Source organism: Schaalia turicensis, assembly GCF_019380255.1.
Classification (GTDB): Bacteria; Actinomycetota; Actinomycetes; order Actinomycetales; family Actinomycetaceae; genus Pauljensenia; species Pauljensenia turicensis_A.
Genome location: NZ_CP048928.1, coordinates 1,481,424 through 1,496,995, shown reverse-complemented (window position 1 = coordinate 1,496,995; position 15,572 = coordinate 1,481,424). Strand labels below are relative to the sequence as shown.

Sequence of the window (15,572 nt, the reverse complement as noted above, 5' to 3'; positions counted from 1 at the left end):
AGCCATGTTCGATGCATTCCGACTTAAAGAGGTGCTCGTAGAGTACAAAAGGGACTTCGTCGCCACCCAATGGGGAAACGAGCGGTATAAGTGGGAGGCCGTGAAGCACTTCCAGGACAACTGGGACGTGAACGCGCCGGACTTCGCAGGCATGCTCGAGCGGTCGCTGTCCAAGACCTACAACCTGCTCGCATCGATGAACAACTTCCCGGCGCGGATGATTGTGAACTTCGCCAACACCGCGCCCGAGGAGGTGCGGTCGATGTTCATCGCACTCTTCGACGAGAGCGTAGACTATTACGAGCGCATAGAGGCGTTCAAGCAGGGGTCGACCACGCTGCTGGAGAAGTACGGCAACGGCGCAGGTCAGCACTACCAGTACGAGAACGCCATCACCACCTACCTGTGGCTGCGCTACCCGGACAGGTACTACATTTACAAGTTCGGCGAGGTCAAGAAGGCGGCGGACGGACTCGACGCGAGCTATCGTTTCAAGAAGGGTGCCTACGCCGACAACGTGCGCAGCCACCTCGCGTTCTACGATGAGCTGTGCGAGGAGCTGCAGAAGGACGACGAGCTTAGCACCATGCTGCGCTCACAGCTCACGTCTGAGTGCTACCCAGACCCGCAGCTGCGCACGCTCACCATCGACGTGGGCTTCTACATCAGCCGCTACGTCTCGGGAAACCAGAGGGGCGCGTCGGCGGCGGACTGGTTCCCCTCCAAGGACGAGTACGACCCCGGCCTCACCTCGGACGAATGGCTGGCGTTGCTCGGCGACGAGGCCGTGTTCACCGAGGGCAGCCTCGAGATAGTAAAGCGCCTGAAGGACTACGGCGGCGCTGCCTCGTGCAAGCAGCTCTCGGTGAAGTACGGCGAGTCAAGCAACTTCTACCTGTCCGGTTCGGTGGCGCTCGCCAAGCGCGTTGTGGACAAGACTGGATGCCCTGTGATGCAGGGCGACACCAAGAACTTCAAGTGGTGGCCGGTGCTCTACACCGGCAGGCACGCCGAGAAGGACGAGGAGGGCAGCTACATCTGGCGGCTGCGCGACGAGCTGTCCGAGGCGCTCGGACGCTTCGACACCGATGGCGTCGCTCTGTTCGTCGCCGCCTCCGAGGGCGAGGGCGCGAGGGGCTACTGGTGGCTCAACGCCAACCCCAAGATTTGGAGCTTCTCGGGGCTGCCGGTCGGCGAGGTGAAGTCGTACACCCTCTACAACGAGAACGGCAACAAGCGCCGCATCTTCCAGAACTTCCTCGATGCCAAGGCCGGTGACATGGTCATCGGCTACGAGTCCAACCCCGTGAAGCAGGTCGTGGCCATCGCCAAGATAACGTCCGAGCAAGATGGCGAGCAGCTCTACTTCGAGAAGGTAGAGGGGCTTGCAACGCCCGTCGACTACCAGACGTTGCACGACTGCCCCGAGCTCGAGAAGATGGAGTACTTCATCAACCCGCAGGGTAGCCTCTTCAAGCTTACCCCCGGCGAGTACGACTTCATCCTCGACCTCATCCGCGAGGAGAACCCCATCGCCGACGAGAAGGCCGTCGAGACGTACACGCCCGACGACTTCCTCGAGGAGGTCTACATGACGGAGGAGCGGTACCGCCACCTCGTCGCAGTGCTCAGGAACAAGAAGAACGTCATCCTTCAGGGCGCTCCGGGCGTGGGTAAGACCTTCGCCGCCAACCGGCTGGCATGGTCGATAATGGGCGAGAAGGACGACAGCCGCATCGAGTTCGTGCAGTTCCACCAGAATTACTCCTACGAGGACTTCATGATGGGCTACAAGCCCGCTGGTGAGACGTTCGAGATGAAGTACGGGGTGTTCTACCGCTTCTGCCAGAAGGCCGCAAACCGCCCGGACAAGGACTTCTTCTTCATCATCGACGAGATCAACCGTGGCAACATGTCCAAGATATTCGGCGAGCTGCTGATGCTCATCGAGCGGGACTACCGTGGGCACAAGGCGACACTCGCCTACAACGGGCTGCCCTTCAGCGTGCCGGAGAACCTCTACATCATCGGCATGATGAACACCGCCGACCGCTCGCTTGCGATGATCGACTACGCGCTGCGCCGTCGTTTCTCGTTCTTCGAGATGGAGCCGGGCTTCGACTCGGAGGGTTTCGCCGCCTACCAGAAGGCTTTAGACAACGAGACGTTCGACGAGCTGATTGCCAAAGTGAAGGAGCTCAATGCGGAAATCGCCCGAGACAAGTCTCTTGGCGCGGGATTCTGCATCGGCCACAGCTATCTCTGCGGGCGCGACGCGTGCGATGAGGAGTGGCTGCAGGAGGTCGTGGACTACGACATCCTACCCATGCTCTCCGAGTACTGGTTCGACGACGAGGCCAAGGTCAAGCGTTGGGAAAACGTTATGCACGGGGTGTTCCAGCGATGATCAAGGACAAGAGCATATTCATCAAGAACGTCTACTATATGCTCTCCTACGCCTTCCAAGACCTGCGACCCGACCGCGAGGACGACGTCGCGGGCGAGGAGTTCGAGCGCATCCACGACCTGTTCGCGATGATTCTCGCGAAGGGCATAGCCCGCCAGCTCAAGCAGGGGCTGCATCGCGAGTACCTGAACCGCGCCGAAGACCTCACCTCGCTTCGCGGCAAGGTCGACATGCCCGGTACGCTGAGGAACCGGCTCGCCCACAGGCAGGTCGTCTCATGCGAGTTCGACGAGCTTTCCGAGGACAATCTGCTGAACCAGGTGCTCAAGACAACGTCGATGATCCTGCTGTGCCACGGCAACGTGAGCGCCGAGCACCGCGACGAGCTGAAGAAGCGGATGCTGTTCTTCACGGGCGTCGAAGAGGTGGATCCTTCGGCCATCCGCTGGTCTTCCATCCGATTCACGCGCAACACGCAGAGCTACCGCATGCTGCTGTCGGTGTGCCAGCTCGTGCTGCAGGGGATGCTGCTGACGAGCGAGCGCGGCGAGATGCGCCTCATGACCTACATCAAACCGAAATACATGGAACGCCTCTACGAGAAGTTCATCCTCGAGTACTATGCCGCCGAGTGCCGTATTGCCGATGCGAGCTCGCCGCAGATCAAGTGGGCTCTCGATGGCGGCTTCGGGACGATGCTGCCAACCATGCAGAGCGACATCGTACTCAGCCGGGACAACCGCATCCTCATCATCGACGCGAAGTACTACACGCACTCGACGCAGGAGAGCTGGGATGTCCATACCATCCACTCCGGCAACCTGTACCAGATCTTCACCTATGTGAAGAACAAGGAGGCGGAACTTGAGCGGGCGGGTGTGCCACACGAAGTCTCCGGCATGCTGCTCTACGCCAAGACCGATGAGGAAATCCAGCCGGACAGCACCTACCAGATGAGCGGCAACCGGATAAGCGTGAAGACGCTCGACCTGAACCAGCCGTTCGAGGCCATCCGCGCCCAGCTCGACGGCATAGCCGAGGCGCACTTCGTGAAGGAGACGATTGCGGTATGAGTGAAGCGGGAACAGCCAATGCGGCTCAAATTGACGAGCTGGTGGCAAATCTGCGTGATTCCGCCGAGCGCGCCCTCGAGCTCAACGACCTCTCGGAGCTGAGCAGGCTCTCCTCGGCGCTCGAGACCTGCGCGAAGTTCGACGTCGAGTCCATCGAGGAGTTCGGGCTCAGTATGGCGACGCTGGAGCGGCGCGGCCAGGCGGGTGGCGAGGGGTACCGCCGCCTCGAGGCTGCGCGCGCCTACATGGCCGAGAACGGGCTCATGCCGCTCAAGACCCGCTACGGGGACGATGGCGGGTGCGTCGATGCCGGCGGCAACCCACGCGAGGGCCGCCGAGGGGACGAGCAACAGCGCATCATCACCGCCGAGCGGCAGCGGGCCAGGCAGGACCAGCGCAGGGAGAGGGGCCGGAGATGATGGTGAGGATAGAGTACGAGGGCGGCAGGACGACGCTGTTCGACACGCTCTCGTTCACGGAGGGCTCGCCGTTCTCCGGCGCGAACATGCTCACGGAGTTCGAGCTCGAGATGCGCGAGGAGCCCGAGAAGGGGCTCTGACTCACGGCGAACTGGCATCAGGTGTGCGACGACTGGCGCGCCGACGCGCCCGCGGACGGCATCCCGGCGGCGCGCAGGTCCCGCGGGTGGCGCTTCATGCTGGCCTCGGAGGCCGAGCTCGCCCAAGCCCGGCCGCGTCCTGCTCGACGGCGACGAGGCGTTTGCCTGGGTGCGCGGCTTCCTGTGCGACTCGGCCGCGATCGGCGCCTGCTACCGCGAGCACGTAGGCCCTTCCTCAAAACCGCTGAAGTCGCAGATAAGGGACCTGCAGCGCGCGCTGGGGAGAGCGGAGGTCCCGGGCGTGCCGGACGAGCTGGCGAGGCTGCTCGCCGAAGAGAAGGAAGAGGGCGCCGAGGAGGGCGCCCGCAAGGTCAAGGAAGATTGGGGTGACGTCGATGAAGAGGCTTGGTAGGTTCCTCAAGGCGGCGCTGAAGGTCACGCTGGGCTTTTTCGTCTGACTGTTCCGCGCTGTGTTCAAGTGGGTGATGTGAGAAGAGGCGGGCAAATTGCCCGCCTCTTTGTCTCTCCTAATCTGTTTGATCGTCGATGAGCCAGCAGTCGGTCCCGTCCGTGAGCAGCGTCCTGGCTGTCCGGGATGCCGCCGCGATGCGTTCGATCTCGCCTTTTCGATCTTCGGCCTCGGACCTCAGTTTCGACTCTCCCGAGCGTAGGCTCGCGCGCATCTCGACCTTGGCCTCGAGGAGCTGCTCCTTTGCGGCGGCCCTGGGCGTCTGGGAGACCAGCCTCTTGAGGGCGTTCCCCTGGGCGCCGCGTGGAAGCGCGATGGGCGCCCCTTTCATGCCTCCGATCTTCATCTCCATGAGCGCGGCGAGGACCTGCCTCTTTTTCAGAAAGCCCTGAGATTTGTCGAGAATCCGCTGCTCTTCGATGAGGGCGCTGCGGTCGTCCATGCTGCCGTCGTAGTACATGCGCGTCATGGCGAGCGCCGATAGGGCCTGGAGGCACATGCCGAACTGAGCCTCGTAGGATTGGACCTCTTTAAGCAGCGGTTCGAGGTCCTTCTCGCGCTCTGCAGCGTCTCTGGCCTTGTCTTCGATGCCGGCGAGTTGCTCGGTAATCCAATCGATTACCTGGCCGACGTCGTTGTACCTGCCCTCGATCTCGTTCCTTGCCGCCTGGCGCGCCTCGGCGGGCTTTTGGAGGTAATCGTCATGAAGGGCTGCGTAGGTCTTTGCGATGTCCAGGGCGTTTTTGACCTTTGCCTTCTGATCGCCGGCGATCATGGAGGCGATCGCTTCCAGTTTGGCGTCGACGCGCTGGAGGCTGTCGCTTATTTCGGTCATGTACGCCTGGCCGACAACCATCGCCGCTGCGGCAAGGCCGACGCTGGCGATCTGCGCGGGGCTGACCCCGGCGGCTTTGAGGGAGACGTCACCGCTCAGGCGACCTTTCGGGTTTCGGACGAGGGCCCTCACCGCTTCCGGGTCCTTTTTCGAGGCGACGAGGTCCTTAAGGCTGTAGCCTTCGGGGACCTCGACTTTGTAGAGGTGCTTTCCCTTGGCGAGGCCTATGACGTCCGAGGCGAGGCTGAGAACGGCGTCCACCCGCTCCCCGATGCCGGAGTGACCCTCTTTACCCGCATCGGCGTTCGCGACGATCCTGATGTTCTTCAAGTCCTCGACGGGAACGACCTCGACGCTGATCGACGCAAGTTCTTTGTCGCTCATGCCATCGGCCCTATTCCGCCTCGTCGGAATGCGCCAGGACGTCCCATTTGTTGTACGAGTTCTCGGCCTGAAGATCCCTGACGAGGGCCTCGTAGCGGGTCTCGAGGTCTTTCTCCTCGCATGGGAAGACCAAGATCATCATGGGCCTTTTGAACTTGAAGTCGGCATAGACATCCACATTGCCGAAACCGCAAAGCTGGGTGTAGATGCTGAAGCCCATGGATTTGCCGCAACCGACATAGACGTCCTCGTAGGCGGAAGGGTCTTTCTCTCGTGCCGATTTCATCGTAACGACGGCGTAGCAGCCGGCGATTGCCATGTACCCATCGCTGAGATCGGCTTCGCTGGAGACGTTGTTCTCGAAGTTCTCAAAGAACTCCTTTGCGGAGATTGACGCAATCGAGCTTGCCACGGCCTTCTTGCGGGCTGCCTTGAGTGACTTTTTCTGCTCCTTCTTGTCCTTGATTGCCTGGCCCTTTGAAAGGAATGAGTCCTTGGCTTCTCCCAGGCTGTCTGCCGCCTGCTTTCCCCTCTGTTGCCCCCAGTCGATTAGAGCGGGCCCGTATTTGTTCACAGCGGGCTCAACGAAGGGCCGGACGTCTTTCCCGATGTCGATAACCCTTTTGACGTCTTGCAGCTTTATCTTTCCCAATTGCGCACCTCTGTTCATGGACAACCGGGAGCTTACTGAGCAGCTGCCGGCGGCGTCTTGTTTTCATCAAGTGCGTAAATTATCTCACCATATGCAAGACCCCTTGCCGAGATATGGCGGTAAGGGGTCGAAGGGTTTTGTTCGGCTGTAGTTTCGTCTTGTCGGCGGCTAGTCACGGTCGTCGTCGCCGGCGGCGCAGCAGGCGTAGGCCGTGAGCGTGAGGAGCCCCATGAGGAGCCCTATTCCGAAGGGCGCGAATCCCATGCTTCCACCTCCTTCGCGTAGACCACGGTGCGGGAGTTGCTCGTCTGGTAGCTGCACGTCACGAAAGCCCATGCCTGGGCGACCTCCGCCGGCTCTTCCAGGACGACCTCGCATCGGGACAATTTGTCCCCGAGGTAGGCGTCGAGCTCCGCCGCGTCGCCGAAGTCGGTCCGCTTGCCCTCTGAGCTCGCGTCGACCACGTCAACCGCGAAGACCTCGAGTTCGATCTCCTTCTCGCGGGTGTAGACCCGGATGACGCGGTGCCCCTCGGCGAAGTCGCGCGAAGAGTACTGAGCGAGCGGCGCGAACATGGTGCCGTCGGACATGTGGTGCCCGTAGACGATGACGAGCGGGCTCGCGGCGCCCTGCGCGCACCCGGCGTCGATGTAGGGAGTGCCCTACGCGGATCTTTCGCCGCCGGCGTCATGGGTGAGGTAGAAGTCGGGCGATTCCGGCCGGCCCTGGACGATCGGGTAGTCGACGGTCGTGCCCGGCACGCGCACCCATGCGACGATGGAGACGGGAAGGGCGTCCCAGTCGATGCCGTCTCCCGTCTCTTGCGCCTCCATTGCCGTGCCTTCTTCCGTAGCGGGCACCTCGTGCACCCCGTACGGGTTCTTCTCGGGTTGCGGCAAGACGGCGAGCGCCGCCAGCGCCAGCAACGCCACGATGACGGCGAGCGCCGTGGCGGCTTTCCCTTTGTCCATGTCCTCCTCCGTTCGCAGGGGAGGCCCCGGGCAAGCGCCCAGGGCCTCCGGTTCGGTGTCGATGCGGCGCCGCGCAGGTACGCCGCGCGGCACAGTGTCCCTTTTCGTCTGCGCGACGATTGAACCGCCTGATGGCGCGTCGCGCGCACGACGGGGACGGAGACGGGTCGAGGTGGGTCGAGCTGGTCGGGCCTCCACGAAACGGCCATGAGCCGCGTGCCTTAGCTCGCAGCTAAGTCCCTGAAAAGTAAAAGGCGCCCATGCGGGCGCCTGCCTAGTAGCTGGAGTTGTTCGGTTGTGGTCGGAATGCTCGTCTTCCGCGGTGCTGTCGTCCGGGGTCCGGCATCTGTCGTTCGCTTCTTCTGTCGTGTTTGATGTTGCGTGTTCTGCGAGCGACCTTGCGCGGGCCTGACGGCCCGTTGCCCCAGGTGCACCCGGGTAAATGGTACCCATCCGTTGGGACACGGCCTGCTGCGGTTGTCATTTCGGACGAATGGAAGCAGACGAATGGCGCGAGAGGTTAGAGCGACCTGCGGCTGGCCATGCGGGTTCGGCCGCGGAAAGGTTCTTCTCGGCATCCCCGCAGCATCAATGGTCCAGGCGCATCGGGCGTTCAATCTACCTGTATAATGGCGGCCTGTTGTTCAGGCAGGAGTTCTTCTTATGGAGCAGGTACTATCTGCCCTGGGTGGTGCTGTCCAGGGCGTTCACCCCTTCGTTATCTATCTTGCGGGCATCAACGCCCTCACGTTCATTCTCTTCGCGATCGACTACGCGATAACCCGTTACAACCAGGACGAGGATACCGGCCTCATGGACGGCAGGATCTTGACCCTGTTCGCCGCAGCAGGCGGCGCCCTGGGGATGCTCCTTGCCCTCATGCTCTTCACCAGGAACCACATGAACAAGCACAACATCGCCTGGTGGTTCAGTGCCATAGTCTTCTTGATTGTGTGGGTGCTTGTCGTGCTCGTTTGGGCTGGCGTCATCGTCGTCGATCTGGAGCCGGGCGCTTCGTTCAACGCGCCCGTCATCGTCGCTCTTGGTGTATACCTTCTCGCCATCAACGTCATCACGTTCGCCGTCTTCTGCCTGGACAAGAAGAGAGCGATCGACCGCGGCAGCAGGTTCCCCGAAGCTGCTTTGCTCGGTCTCTCGCTCGCAGGAGGAGCCCTCGGCGGCATCGCCGGGATGCGCGTCGCCCACCATAAGACGCTCAAGTGGTATTTCACGGCAGGGCTGCCCTCCTTCATCATCCTGCACGTCGCGCTGTTTCTTCTTGCCCACAGCGCCGGGCTTGTTTAGGGGGACCTCGAATGGAAGCTCTGGCCAACATGCTGATGATCCTATTTCCCGCTCTTGCTTTTCTCGGCATCGTACTGTTCGCATGCGATAGGCAGGATAAGCGGAAGATCGAGCTCGAGAAGGTCAAGGCAAAAGCCGAGTGGGACCGCGCGAGCGAGTGCTTCAGGGACGATGTGACCCAGGAGGGGTTCGAGGAGATCGTCGCGGCCGCGGGGCGATCTGTCAAAAGGCTCGAGTCCCTTTCCGTGAGCGGGCACAAGGTTTACGGGACCGTCGCTTCGCTCAGCGGCATCAGTTCGTGGAAGTTCGTGATCGACTTCGACTACAAGGGCCACCTCACGAGCGACTACACCGTAGCGAGCTCTAACGATGACTCGGGCATAGCCGAACGCGTGGCAGACCTGATCGCCAAGGGGATTAGGACTTGGACGCCGACGGACCGCATGGTGCGCGCGGCTTTCTGCCCCTATTGCGGTGCCAAGGCGACCGGTAACGCAGCGTTCTGCTCTTCCTGCGGGGCCAAGCTGCCGCACGTGCCGAAGAGGCCGTAGCAAGGTTTGCCCGGGGTATCTGACGGCGGGGCGAGCTAGGCGTCTCTGAAGAAGCGCTCCCATTGGGGGCGCTTCTCGGGTTCTTGAGTCTCTTCCTTTGGGGCCATTTCTTCTTTGCGCTTTCCGATGATCGCCGTGGCCCCTTCGGCGGTTATCTCCTCGAACTCCCAGTACTTGCTCGCAGCGATGCCGTAGAGGTCGAGGTCACGGACCCATTTACCCTCGCGGTAGTCGTAGCGCTCCATCACGTCGGCGCTGAAGCCGTAACGGCAGACGTGCCAGGGGTGGTTGCTGTCTTGGACGTAGATCTATTGCTCTTCCCGCCAGATCTGGTCGTAGCGCCTCCAGGCCTTCACGGGGGTCGGGCTGTTCTCTTCGTCCTTGAGGGGCGAGTAGAAGACGAGGAGATCGTCGTACATGTCCGCGTACCACCAGTTGCGGAACCTTCCGTTCTCGTGGCTAAATATTTGCTCTTCAATCAGGCGGCACGTGAACAGAGGCCCCCTGTCCTTTTCGTCCGGAGTGCCGAGAAGCTCGTAATCCGAAAACCCGTCCCCTTTGTGATTGCTGCTGGCGAAACGATCAACCTCGTTGAACAGGAGGTTGCTGAAGCAGATTCCGCTCTTGTGGTCGCGAGCGAGCTCGCTGTCCCCGAGCGATTCGGTGTCGATGCGCCTCATGTAGCGCGAGACCGGACCGCGCTCGTCGTCGAATGTCGCGCTAACGATGTTGTGCGGTGTTTGCTTTGAGTTAAAATATCTTGTATTGCAAAAGTAATGTTTCGGGAGCATTCGATGAGTTACATAGAGCTAGTGAAGAATGGTGCTGATCCTGCTGAAATACAGCAATACCTCGCACAAGGTGAGCAGGTTGCCATTACCATCAGGCTTCCCGAGAACTTACGTGATGCTGCAAAGGCCGCAGCTGCACTCCAAGGGACGAACTTCAGTGCGATGGTCCGAGCCGGGCTTATCGCACAACTTGCTGATTGGGCTGAGGAGGTGACGCGATGATTAGCCTCGAAACCAGCACAATGCAGCTCATCGGAGGCGATCTTGACGGCATTCGCATCTGCCGTGTCGAGGGTGAGTCTCTGGTGACCAGCGTTATCCCCAGGGATAATCTCCTAGAGGCCAAACAGTTGCCGGATATCCCGCCTCGAGGGATCTGCTACCTTCTCGATGAAGACCACGGGAACCTAAACCGCGTTTACACGGGCCAGACAACTCAAGGCGTGACCCGATTGGACGCGCACAAGGCAAGGAAATCAATCTGGAACAGGGCCATCATATTCCTGGACCACGAGGCCAGCATCGACAGAGGTGTCCTCGACGCTCTTGAGGCAACATCGATTTCTTCCATCACTTCCCACGGCTCATACGAAACGGACAACGCGAACATTCCTCACTCCCAGATAGGCCCTGATAAAGAGGAATCTTCGATCCTCGAAGACAATCTCGAATTCAATTCTCCCAGTGCCACTGCCGTATTCGCGTTGGGCGGAAGGCGAAACGGCTGGACAGAATGGATAAACACTAGCGGCGACACACTAGAGCCGTCTACAGGAAAGAAATGGAGTAAATGAACAAGCAGCAGCTCGCATCGAAGATCTGGGAGTCAGCCAACAAGATGCGCTCCAAGATCGAGGCTAACGAGTACAAGGACTACATCCTGGGCTTCATCTTCTATAAGTTCCTGTCGGAAACAGAGATTCGCTGGTGCAAGGCGCACGACTTCGAGGACGAGGACATCCGAGCGCTTTCCGAGGACGACCGCGAGACTGTTGAGTACATCCGGAAGAACATCGGCTACTTCATCAGACACGAGAGCCTCTTCTCCACCTGGCTGTCCGAGGAGTTCGCAGACACAAGTCGTAAGTTCTCCGTCGACGACGTGCGAACCTCCATCTCGGCCTTCAATCGCAACATTAACCCGGCTCACAAGAAGGTGTTCGAGGGTATCTTCGAGACTCTTGAGACCGGCCTGTCCAAGATCGGCGAGAACGCCGCCGCTCAAACGAAGGCCATCCGTGACCTGCTGGACACTATCAAGGATATCCCCATGGGTGGCCGTGCTGACTACGACGTCCTGGGCTTCATCTACGAATACCTCATCTCCAACTTCGCCGCGAACGCCGGCAAGAAGGCCGGCGAGTTCTACACGCCCCACGAAGTTAGCCAGCTCATGAGCGAGATTGTGGCTGAGCACTGCAAGGAGAAGAGCGAGATCTCCATCTGCGACCCGACCTCTGGCTCCGGCTCTTTGCTCATTAACATTGGTAAGGCCGTCGCCAAGCGCGTGGGCAGCTCGGACGGCATCAAGTACTTCGCCCAGGAGCTCAAGGAGAACACCTACAACCTCACACGCATGAACCTGATCATGCGTGGCATCCTTCCCTCAAACATCACCGCGCGAAATGGCGACACCCTGGAAGATGACTGGCCCTACTTCGACGAGTCGGATCCCGCGGGTACTTACAACCCGCTCTATGTGGACGCGGTTGTCTCTAACCCGCCGTATTCCCAGCGCTGGGACCCTACCGACAAGGAGGTTGATCCGCGCTATGCATACGGTTTAGCTCCCAAAAGCAAGGCCGATTATGCATTCCTCCTGCATGACCTCTACCATCTGCGCCCCGAGGGCATCATGTGCATCGTTCTGCCCCATGGCGTGTTATTCCGCGGTGGTGAGGAGGGCCAGATCAGGCGCAACCTGTTGGAGAACCGCCATATCCAAGCCATCATCGGCCTGCCGGCCAATATCTTCTTCGGAACCGGTATCCCCACAATCATCATGGTGTTGCGCCAGAAGCGCGACGAGTCCGATGTACTGATCGTGGACGCCTCCAAGGGCTTTGAGAAGGTCGGCAAGAACAACAAACTGCGCGCATGTGACATCAAGCGAATCTCCGACGTCGTGTGTGAACGTAAGAGCGTCGAAGGCTTCAGCCGTCTCGTCTCTCTTGATGAGATCCGCTCCAACGACTACAACCTGAACATCCCGCGCTATGTGGACTCGTCGGATAGACCCGAGAGCTGGGACATCTATGCGAGCATGTTTGGCGGGATTCCCGCTAGTGAAGTCGATGAGCTTGAGCGGTATTGGAATGCTTGGCCGAGCCTGCGCGACCAGCTCTTCGCGGGCGACGGCGCGTACGTGATGCCCGCTGTGGAGGACGTCCGTGCGGCGATTGAGGCAAATCCTGATGTGGTGGCGTACCGCGAGTCGTTCAACGCATGCATGGAGCCCGTCATCGACTGGGTCCACGATGCGCTTGTCTCCGACCCGTGCGCGGTAGATGCCGCAAGGATGGAGCAGTCGATCGCCTCCAAGCTGTTCGAGGCTCTCGAAGGCATCGAGCTTGCCGATCCGTATGCTGCATACCAAGCGCTTGACGACACATGGACAGCGAATGTATCTCTCGACCTGGAGGTGCTCCAAACCGAAGGTATGTCCGCCGCCACCAAGGTTGACCCGCACATGGTGATCAAGAAGAAGAACAACAAGGAAGTCGAGGTTCAAGACGGCTGGGAGGGGCGCGTCATCCCGTTCTATCTGATCGAGGCGACGCTGCTCAAGGATCAATCCGATGCGATCAAGGCACTGGAAGAACAGCTGAGCGCATGCACGTCCGACATCGACCAAAGCGCCGAGGAGCTCTCCGAAGAGGAGCGCGAGGCCCTCTCGGAGGCGCTCGACGACGACAATGCGGCGTGGAAGGTCGCCGAGGTCAAGAAACTCGCGAAGGCTCTTGCTGCTGAGGTCAAAACAGATCCCGAGCTCAAGGGCTATGTCGCAACGCTGAAACGCGTCCAGGATCTCATCGATGAGCAGAAGAAGCTCAAGGGTCAGATCAAGACTGCCGGGGCCGAGCTTCATGCATCATGCAAGGAGACCATTGAAGCGTTGACTGACGAGCAAGTCCAAGAGCTTCTCTCCAAGAAATGGATTGCGCCGTTCGCAAACGCCGTGTACGGAATGCCAAGCGTCCTCGTTGATGACCTGGCCTCGAAGGTAGACGCCCTCAGCTCCAAATACGAAACGACGCTGAAAGACCTCAGCGAGCAGATCGAGGCGAGCGAGAGGGAGCTTTCCACCATGATCGACAACCTCGTGGGAGACGAGTTCGACATGGCCGGACTGGCTGAGCTTCAGAAGCTCCTTGGTGGTGAGTAAGTGGTGAGTAACGTGGAGAGCAGAAAACCAAAGATCAGGTTCAAGGGTTTCACTGACCCTTGGGAACAGCGTAAGGCCTGCGATATCTTCGAGACGGTTGACGACCGAGGCTATCCGGACCTTCCTGTTTTGTCTGCAACGCAAGATCAAGGCATGATCAAGAGAGACGATTCCGGCCGATATGTTGGGCACGACAAAAGCAACGAGACAGGATACAAACGAGTTAGACCCGGTGACCATGTGGTTCATCTGAGGTCGTTCCAGGGAGGTTTTGCGCACTCTCCGTTGGAAGGCATCACTTCACCTGCATACACTGTCTTCGCAGCTAAAGAGCCTCAAATGCATAGTGACAGGTTCTGGAAGCACCGCTTCATGTCCCAGCGCTTTATCGAAAGCCTTTCAGTCGTCACCTACGGCATTCGCGACGGGAGAAGCATCAGCGTAGAAGAGTTCATGCTGCTGCCGTTGTTGTTCCCCGAAGTTGATGAACAGGCTGAGATTGGCAAGGTCTTGGATTCTCTCGACTCCCTTATCACCCTTCATCAGCGTGAGCCACGATTTGCTGATACAGGTTAAATAAGAGTCGAAAGAGCCCTCATGACGATGTCAATGTCCTTGTTCTCGAGCTCTTGGATGACGTGCAGATAGGTTTCCTGAGTGGTGGTCATGCTTGCATGCCCGAGCCTTCGGGATACGCTGGCGATGGATACGCCAGCGAACAGCAAAAGTGATGCATGCGTATGCCGCAGCCCGTGGACGGATATGGCAGGCACGCCAACATTTTTGCAGTGGCGCGCTAAAACGCTGTTAGCCGTCGAGTTATAGACCTTTCCCTTCGCAAATATGGGCTCAGTCGGCGGAAGATCTTTGAGTAGCCCAGAAAGTTGCATGATGAGTTGCCAGTCGAGTTGAACCTTCCGCACCGAGGAGGCGTTTTTCGTGGGGACGAATCCACCGCCGTTCTTGTAATCCCAGGTCTTGTTCACCGAAAGCGTTTGATGAGCGAAGTCAAAGTCTTCGGGGGTAAGCCCAAGGGCTTCGGAGAAGCGAAGGCCCGTTTTAGCGACTATGAGAATAAGCCAATCCCAACTCGGCCCGCCTGATAAATCAAGGTCGCCGAGCATGGCATGAAGCTCAAACTGATTGAGATACTTGATCTTTTTCGCACGTGGCTGTTTTCCTTTAATGATGGCCTTGCGCGTAGGGTCGCGGGGAATGAATCCTTCGTCAACTGCGTCAAGGATCGCTCCCTTAAGCTGATGGTGGAAGTCCATGGTTGTCTGGCGTTCGTGGTGCTCTGCGTAACCATTAATGAGCTGCTGGTACGAGGTCCGGTCCAGATCTTTTATCTTCAGGTCTGGAATCAGTTTGGCTAGCCAAGACTGCGTGAGACGGTACTTTCCCATGGTGACCTCACGGATGGCCCCTTCTTTGTAGACGCTAATCCATTGCGAGTAGTAATCGCAGAAAAGCGACTCTTCATTGATACTGATTGGCATTTTTACCCTCTTTCATCATGTGGGGGTGGCTCACGCTGATGAAGGGTGATGAGGGAATTCAATTGAGTGAAGAAGCATCCTATTTGCTTTTGTTCTTCCGTTGAGCATGGCAAAGTGAGCGCGGTTTCAAAGAAATCGTCTGGTGCAATATTAAGCAGCCCGTGATTTCGCGCGCCTTCAGCAGCAATCATCTGAACCGCACCATGCCAACGATTCGTCTCGTAATACGTTACCAAGAAATCAGGGTCTCCTTGATCGAGCCCGAAGCAGATGTACAGCGTGGATAAGCAGCCCTTTTCGTACTTGGTCAGGCGTTTAATCGCTCCCCATGGACTGTCGCCCGAAGTGCTCTTGTTGTAGGCGAACTCTCCGTTCTCCAGCAAGTAATACCCGCTCATATCACGGTTAGCGACTTGATTGTTGAAGTAGTCGCGCTGGTCCACAAGCCCATGCTGAGCCGAGATGGTGAGGGGAAGGTCGGACTGGTTGCCCTCGTTTTTCCGGATCACCCGATGAGCAACCTCCCCCAACTTACGCTGTTCCCAAGCTGGCGTCGAAGGCGATTGTCGCTGTGTGCTCTCAGCATCTCGAGTTACCGTGAATTCGCGAATTGCTAATAATCCTTCAATAATTTTGCAGGCACTAGCGACCATCGCTAGGGAAGTGAAACATCTTTCACTGAATTTGAAGT

19 protein-coding genes are annotated in these 15,572 nt (G+C 59.0%); 11 read left to right on the top strand and 8 right to left on the bottom strand.

Annotated elements, in window-relative coordinates; all coding sequences use genetic code 11:
• Positions 1–4 precede the first annotated feature (4 nt).
• The 5 genes from G5S47_RS08550 to G5S47_RS06600 all read left to right on the top strand — a co-directional run bounded on the left by G5S47_RS08550 (position 5) and on the right by G5S47_RS06600 (position 4,451).
• Entirely contained in the window at positions 5–2,407 is a 2,403-nt protein-coding gene (locus G5S47_RS08550; RefSeq protein WP_257878431.1) for an AAA family ATPase, read from the top strand.
• Complete coding sequence (gene mcrC / locus G5S47_RS06615) at positions 2,404–3,480, top strand: 5-methylcytosine-specific restriction endonuclease system specificity protein McrC (RefSeq protein WP_219585433.1); 1,077 nt, start codon at positions 2,404–2,406, stop codon at positions 3,478–3,480. Before G5S47_RS08550 ends, mcrC begins: the two co-directional genes overlap by 4 nt.
• Positions 3,477–3,899: a hypothetical protein gene (locus G5S47_RS06610; RefSeq protein ID WP_257878430.1), complete on the top strand. Its 423-nt coding sequence runs from the start codon at positions 3,477–3,479 to the stop codon at positions 3,897–3,899. The genes mcrC and G5S47_RS06610 overlap by 4 nt, the downstream gene beginning before the upstream one ends.
• Complete coding sequence (locus tag G5S47_RS06605) at positions 3,896–4,039, top strand: hypothetical protein (protein WP_219585432.1); 144 nt, start codon at positions 3,896–3,898, stop codon at positions 4,037–4,039. The genes G5S47_RS06610 and G5S47_RS06605 overlap by 4 nt, the downstream gene beginning before the upstream one ends.
• 169 nt (positions 4,040–4,208) lie before the next feature.
• On the top strand, positions 4,209–4,451 hold the full coding sequence (locus G5S47_RS06600; protein ID WP_219585431.1) for a hypothetical protein: 243 nt from the start codon (positions 4,209–4,211) through the stop codon (positions 4,449–4,451).
• Positions 4,452–4,566: 115 nt separating this feature from the next.
• Here the strand turns inward: G5S47_RS06600 and G5S47_RS06595 are convergent, their stop codons facing one another.
• The 4 genes from G5S47_RS06595 to G5S47_RS06580 all read right to left on the bottom strand — a co-directional run bounded on the left by G5S47_RS06595 (position 4,567) and on the right by G5S47_RS06580 (position 7,350).
• Positions 4,567–5,727 (bottom strand): hypothetical protein, encoded by a 1,161-nt coding sequence (locus tag G5S47_RS06595; RefSeq protein ID WP_219585430.1) that lies wholly within the window; start codon positions 5,725–5,727, stop codon positions 4,567–4,569.
• A 10-nt stretch (positions 5,728–5,737) separates the two neighbouring features.
• On the bottom strand, positions 5,738–6,379 hold the full coding sequence (locus tag G5S47_RS06590) for a hypothetical protein (RefSeq protein ID WP_219585429.1): 642 nt from the start codon (positions 6,377–6,379) through the stop codon (positions 5,738–5,740).
• 239 nt (positions 6,380–6,618) lie between these two features.
• On the bottom strand, positions 6,619–6,987 hold the full coding sequence (locus G5S47_RS06585) for a sortase domain-containing protein (protein ID WP_373273803.1): 369 nt from the start codon (positions 6,985–6,987) through the stop codon (positions 6,619–6,621).
• A 54-nt stretch (positions 6,988–7,041) separates the two neighbouring features.
• A complete protein-coding gene (locus tag G5S47_RS06580) occupies positions 7,042–7,350 on the bottom strand; it encodes a sortase family protein (protein WP_219585428.1) in 309 nt (102 codons plus the stop codon).
• A gap of 663 nt (positions 7,351–8,013) precedes the next feature.
• On the opposite strand from G5S47_RS06580, the gene G5S47_RS06575 reads away from it, so the two are divergent.
• Positions 8,014–8,655, top strand: a complete 642-nt coding sequence (locus G5S47_RS06575) for a DUF1294 domain-containing protein (RefSeq protein ID WP_219585427.1) — start codon at positions 8,014–8,016, stop codon at positions 8,653–8,655.
• Between the two features lie 11 nt (positions 8,656–8,666).
• Entirely contained in the window at positions 8,667–9,206 is a 540-nt protein-coding gene (locus G5S47_RS06570; protein WP_219585426.1) for a zinc ribbon domain-containing protein, read from the top strand.
• 35 nt (positions 9,207–9,241) lie between these two features.
• On the opposite strand, the gene G5S47_RS06565 is transcribed toward G5S47_RS06570, so the two are convergent.
• Both G5S47_RS06565 and G5S47_RS06560 read right to left on the bottom strand, forming a co-directional pair.
• Positions 9,242–9,454 carry a hypothetical protein gene (locus G5S47_RS06565; RefSeq protein ID WP_219585425.1) on the bottom strand — a complete coding sequence of 71 codons (213 nt, stop codon included), beginning with the start codon at positions 9,452–9,454 and terminating at the stop codon, positions 9,242–9,244.
• Positions 9,455–9,514: 60 nt separating this feature from the next.
• Positions 9,515–9,886: a hypothetical protein gene (locus G5S47_RS06560; RefSeq protein ID WP_219585424.1), complete on the bottom strand. Its 372-nt coding sequence runs from the start codon at positions 9,884–9,886 to the stop codon at positions 9,515–9,517.
• A gap of 114 nt (positions 9,887–10,000) precedes the next feature.
• Here G5S47_RS06560 and G5S47_RS06555 point away from each other — a divergent pair, with 114 nt between their 5' ends.
• The 4 genes from G5S47_RS06555 to G5S47_RS06540 are packed head-to-tail and all read left to right on the top strand — an operon-like array spanning position 10,001 to position 13,958.
• The gene (locus G5S47_RS06555) at positions 10,001–10,219 is read left to right on the top strand and encodes a hypothetical protein (protein WP_006681520.1); all 219 of its coding nucleotides are present in this window, start codon (positions 10,001–10,003) and stop codon (positions 10,217–10,219) included.
• Positions 10,216–10,791 carry a DUF4357 domain-containing protein gene (locus tag G5S47_RS06550; RefSeq protein WP_219585423.1) on the top strand — a complete coding sequence of 192 codons (576 nt, stop codon included), beginning with the start codon at positions 10,216–10,218 and terminating at the stop codon, positions 10,789–10,791. The genes G5S47_RS06555 and G5S47_RS06550 overlap by 4 nt, the downstream gene beginning before the upstream one ends.
• On the top strand, positions 10,788–13,382 hold the full coding sequence (locus G5S47_RS06545; protein ID WP_219585422.1) for a type I restriction-modification system subunit M: 2,595 nt from the start codon (positions 10,788–10,790) through the stop codon (positions 13,380–13,382). Before G5S47_RS06550 ends, G5S47_RS06545 begins: the two co-directional genes overlap by 4 nt.
• Positions 13,383–13,385: 3 nt before the next feature.
• Complete coding sequence (locus tag G5S47_RS06540) at positions 13,386–13,958, top strand: restriction endonuclease subunit S domain-containing protein (protein WP_219585421.1); 573 nt, start codon at positions 13,386–13,388, stop codon at positions 13,956–13,958.
• Here G5S47_RS06540 and G5S47_RS06535 read toward each other — a convergent pair.
• Both G5S47_RS06535 and G5S47_RS06530 read right to left on the bottom strand, forming a co-directional pair.
• A complete protein-coding gene (locus G5S47_RS06535) occupies positions 13,955–14,881 on the bottom strand; it encodes a site-specific integrase (RefSeq protein WP_219585420.1) in 927 nt (308 codons plus the stop codon). The genes G5S47_RS06540 and G5S47_RS06535 overlap by 4 nt on opposite strands.
• A gap of 2 nt (positions 14,882–14,883) precedes the next feature.
• Positions 14,884–15,534 carry a restriction endonuclease subunit S domain-containing protein gene (locus G5S47_RS06530; RefSeq protein ID WP_219585419.1) on the bottom strand — a complete coding sequence of 217 codons (651 nt, stop codon included), beginning with the start codon at positions 15,532–15,534 and terminating at the stop codon, positions 14,884–14,886.
• Between the last annotated feature and the right edge of the window lie 38 nt (positions 15,535–15,572).

Excerpts from the sequence above, each read along its gene's own strand:
- G5S47_RS06595 (WP_219585430.1), bottom strand. The coding sequence starts at position 5,727 with ATGAGCGACAAAGAACTTGCGTCGATCAGCGTCGAGGTCGTTCCCGTC.
- G5S47_RS06530 (WP_219585419.1), bottom strand. The coding sequence starts at position 15,534 with ATGGTCGCTAGTGCCTGCAAAATTATTGAAGGATTATTAGCAATTCGC.
- G5S47_RS06610 (WP_257878430.1), top strand. The coding sequence starts at position 3,477 with ATGAGTGAAGCGGGAACAGCCAATGCGGCTCAAATTGACGAGCTGGTG.
- G5S47_RS06550 (WP_219585423.1), top strand. The coding sequence starts at position 10,216 with ATGATTAGCCTCGAAACCAGCACAATGCAGCTCATCGGAGGCGATCTT.
- G5S47_RS06560 (WP_219585424.1), bottom strand. The coding sequence starts at position 9,886 with ATGAGGCGCATCGACACCGAATCGCTCGGGGACAGCGAGCTCGCTCGC.
- G5S47_RS06580 (WP_219585428.1), bottom strand. The coding sequence starts at position 7,350 with ATGGACAAAGGGAAAGCCGCCACGGCGCTCGCCGTCATCGTGGCGTTG.
- G5S47_RS06555 (WP_006681520.1), top strand. The coding sequence starts at position 10,001 with ATGAGTTACATAGAGCTAGTGAAGAATGGTGCTGATCCTGCTGAAATA.
- G5S47_RS06570 (WP_219585426.1), top strand. The coding sequence starts at position 8,667 with ATGGAAGCTCTGGCCAACATGCTGATGATCCTATTTCCCGCTCTTGCT.
- G5S47_RS06605 (WP_219585432.1), top strand. The coding sequence starts at position 3,896 with ATGATGGTGAGGATAGAGTACGAGGGCGGCAGGACGACGCTGTTCGAC.
- mcrC (WP_219585433.1), top strand. The coding sequence starts at position 2,404 with ATGATCAAGGACAAGAGCATATTCATCAAGAACGTCTACTATATGCTC.
- G5S47_RS08550 (WP_257878431.1), top strand. The coding sequence starts at position 5 with ATGTTCGATGCATTCCGACTTAAAGAGGTGCTCGTAGAGTACAAAAGG.
- G5S47_RS06535 (WP_219585420.1), bottom strand. The coding sequence starts at position 14,881 with ATGCCAATCAGTATCAATGAAGAGTCGCTTTTCTGCGATTACTACTCG.
- G5S47_RS06545 (WP_219585422.1), top strand. The coding sequence starts at position 10,788 with ATGAACAAGCAGCAGCTCGCATCGAAGATCTGGGAGTCAGCCAACAAG.
- G5S47_RS06575 (WP_219585427.1), top strand. The coding sequence starts at position 8,014 with ATGGAGCAGGTACTATCTGCCCTGGGTGGTGCTGTCCAGGGCGTTCAC.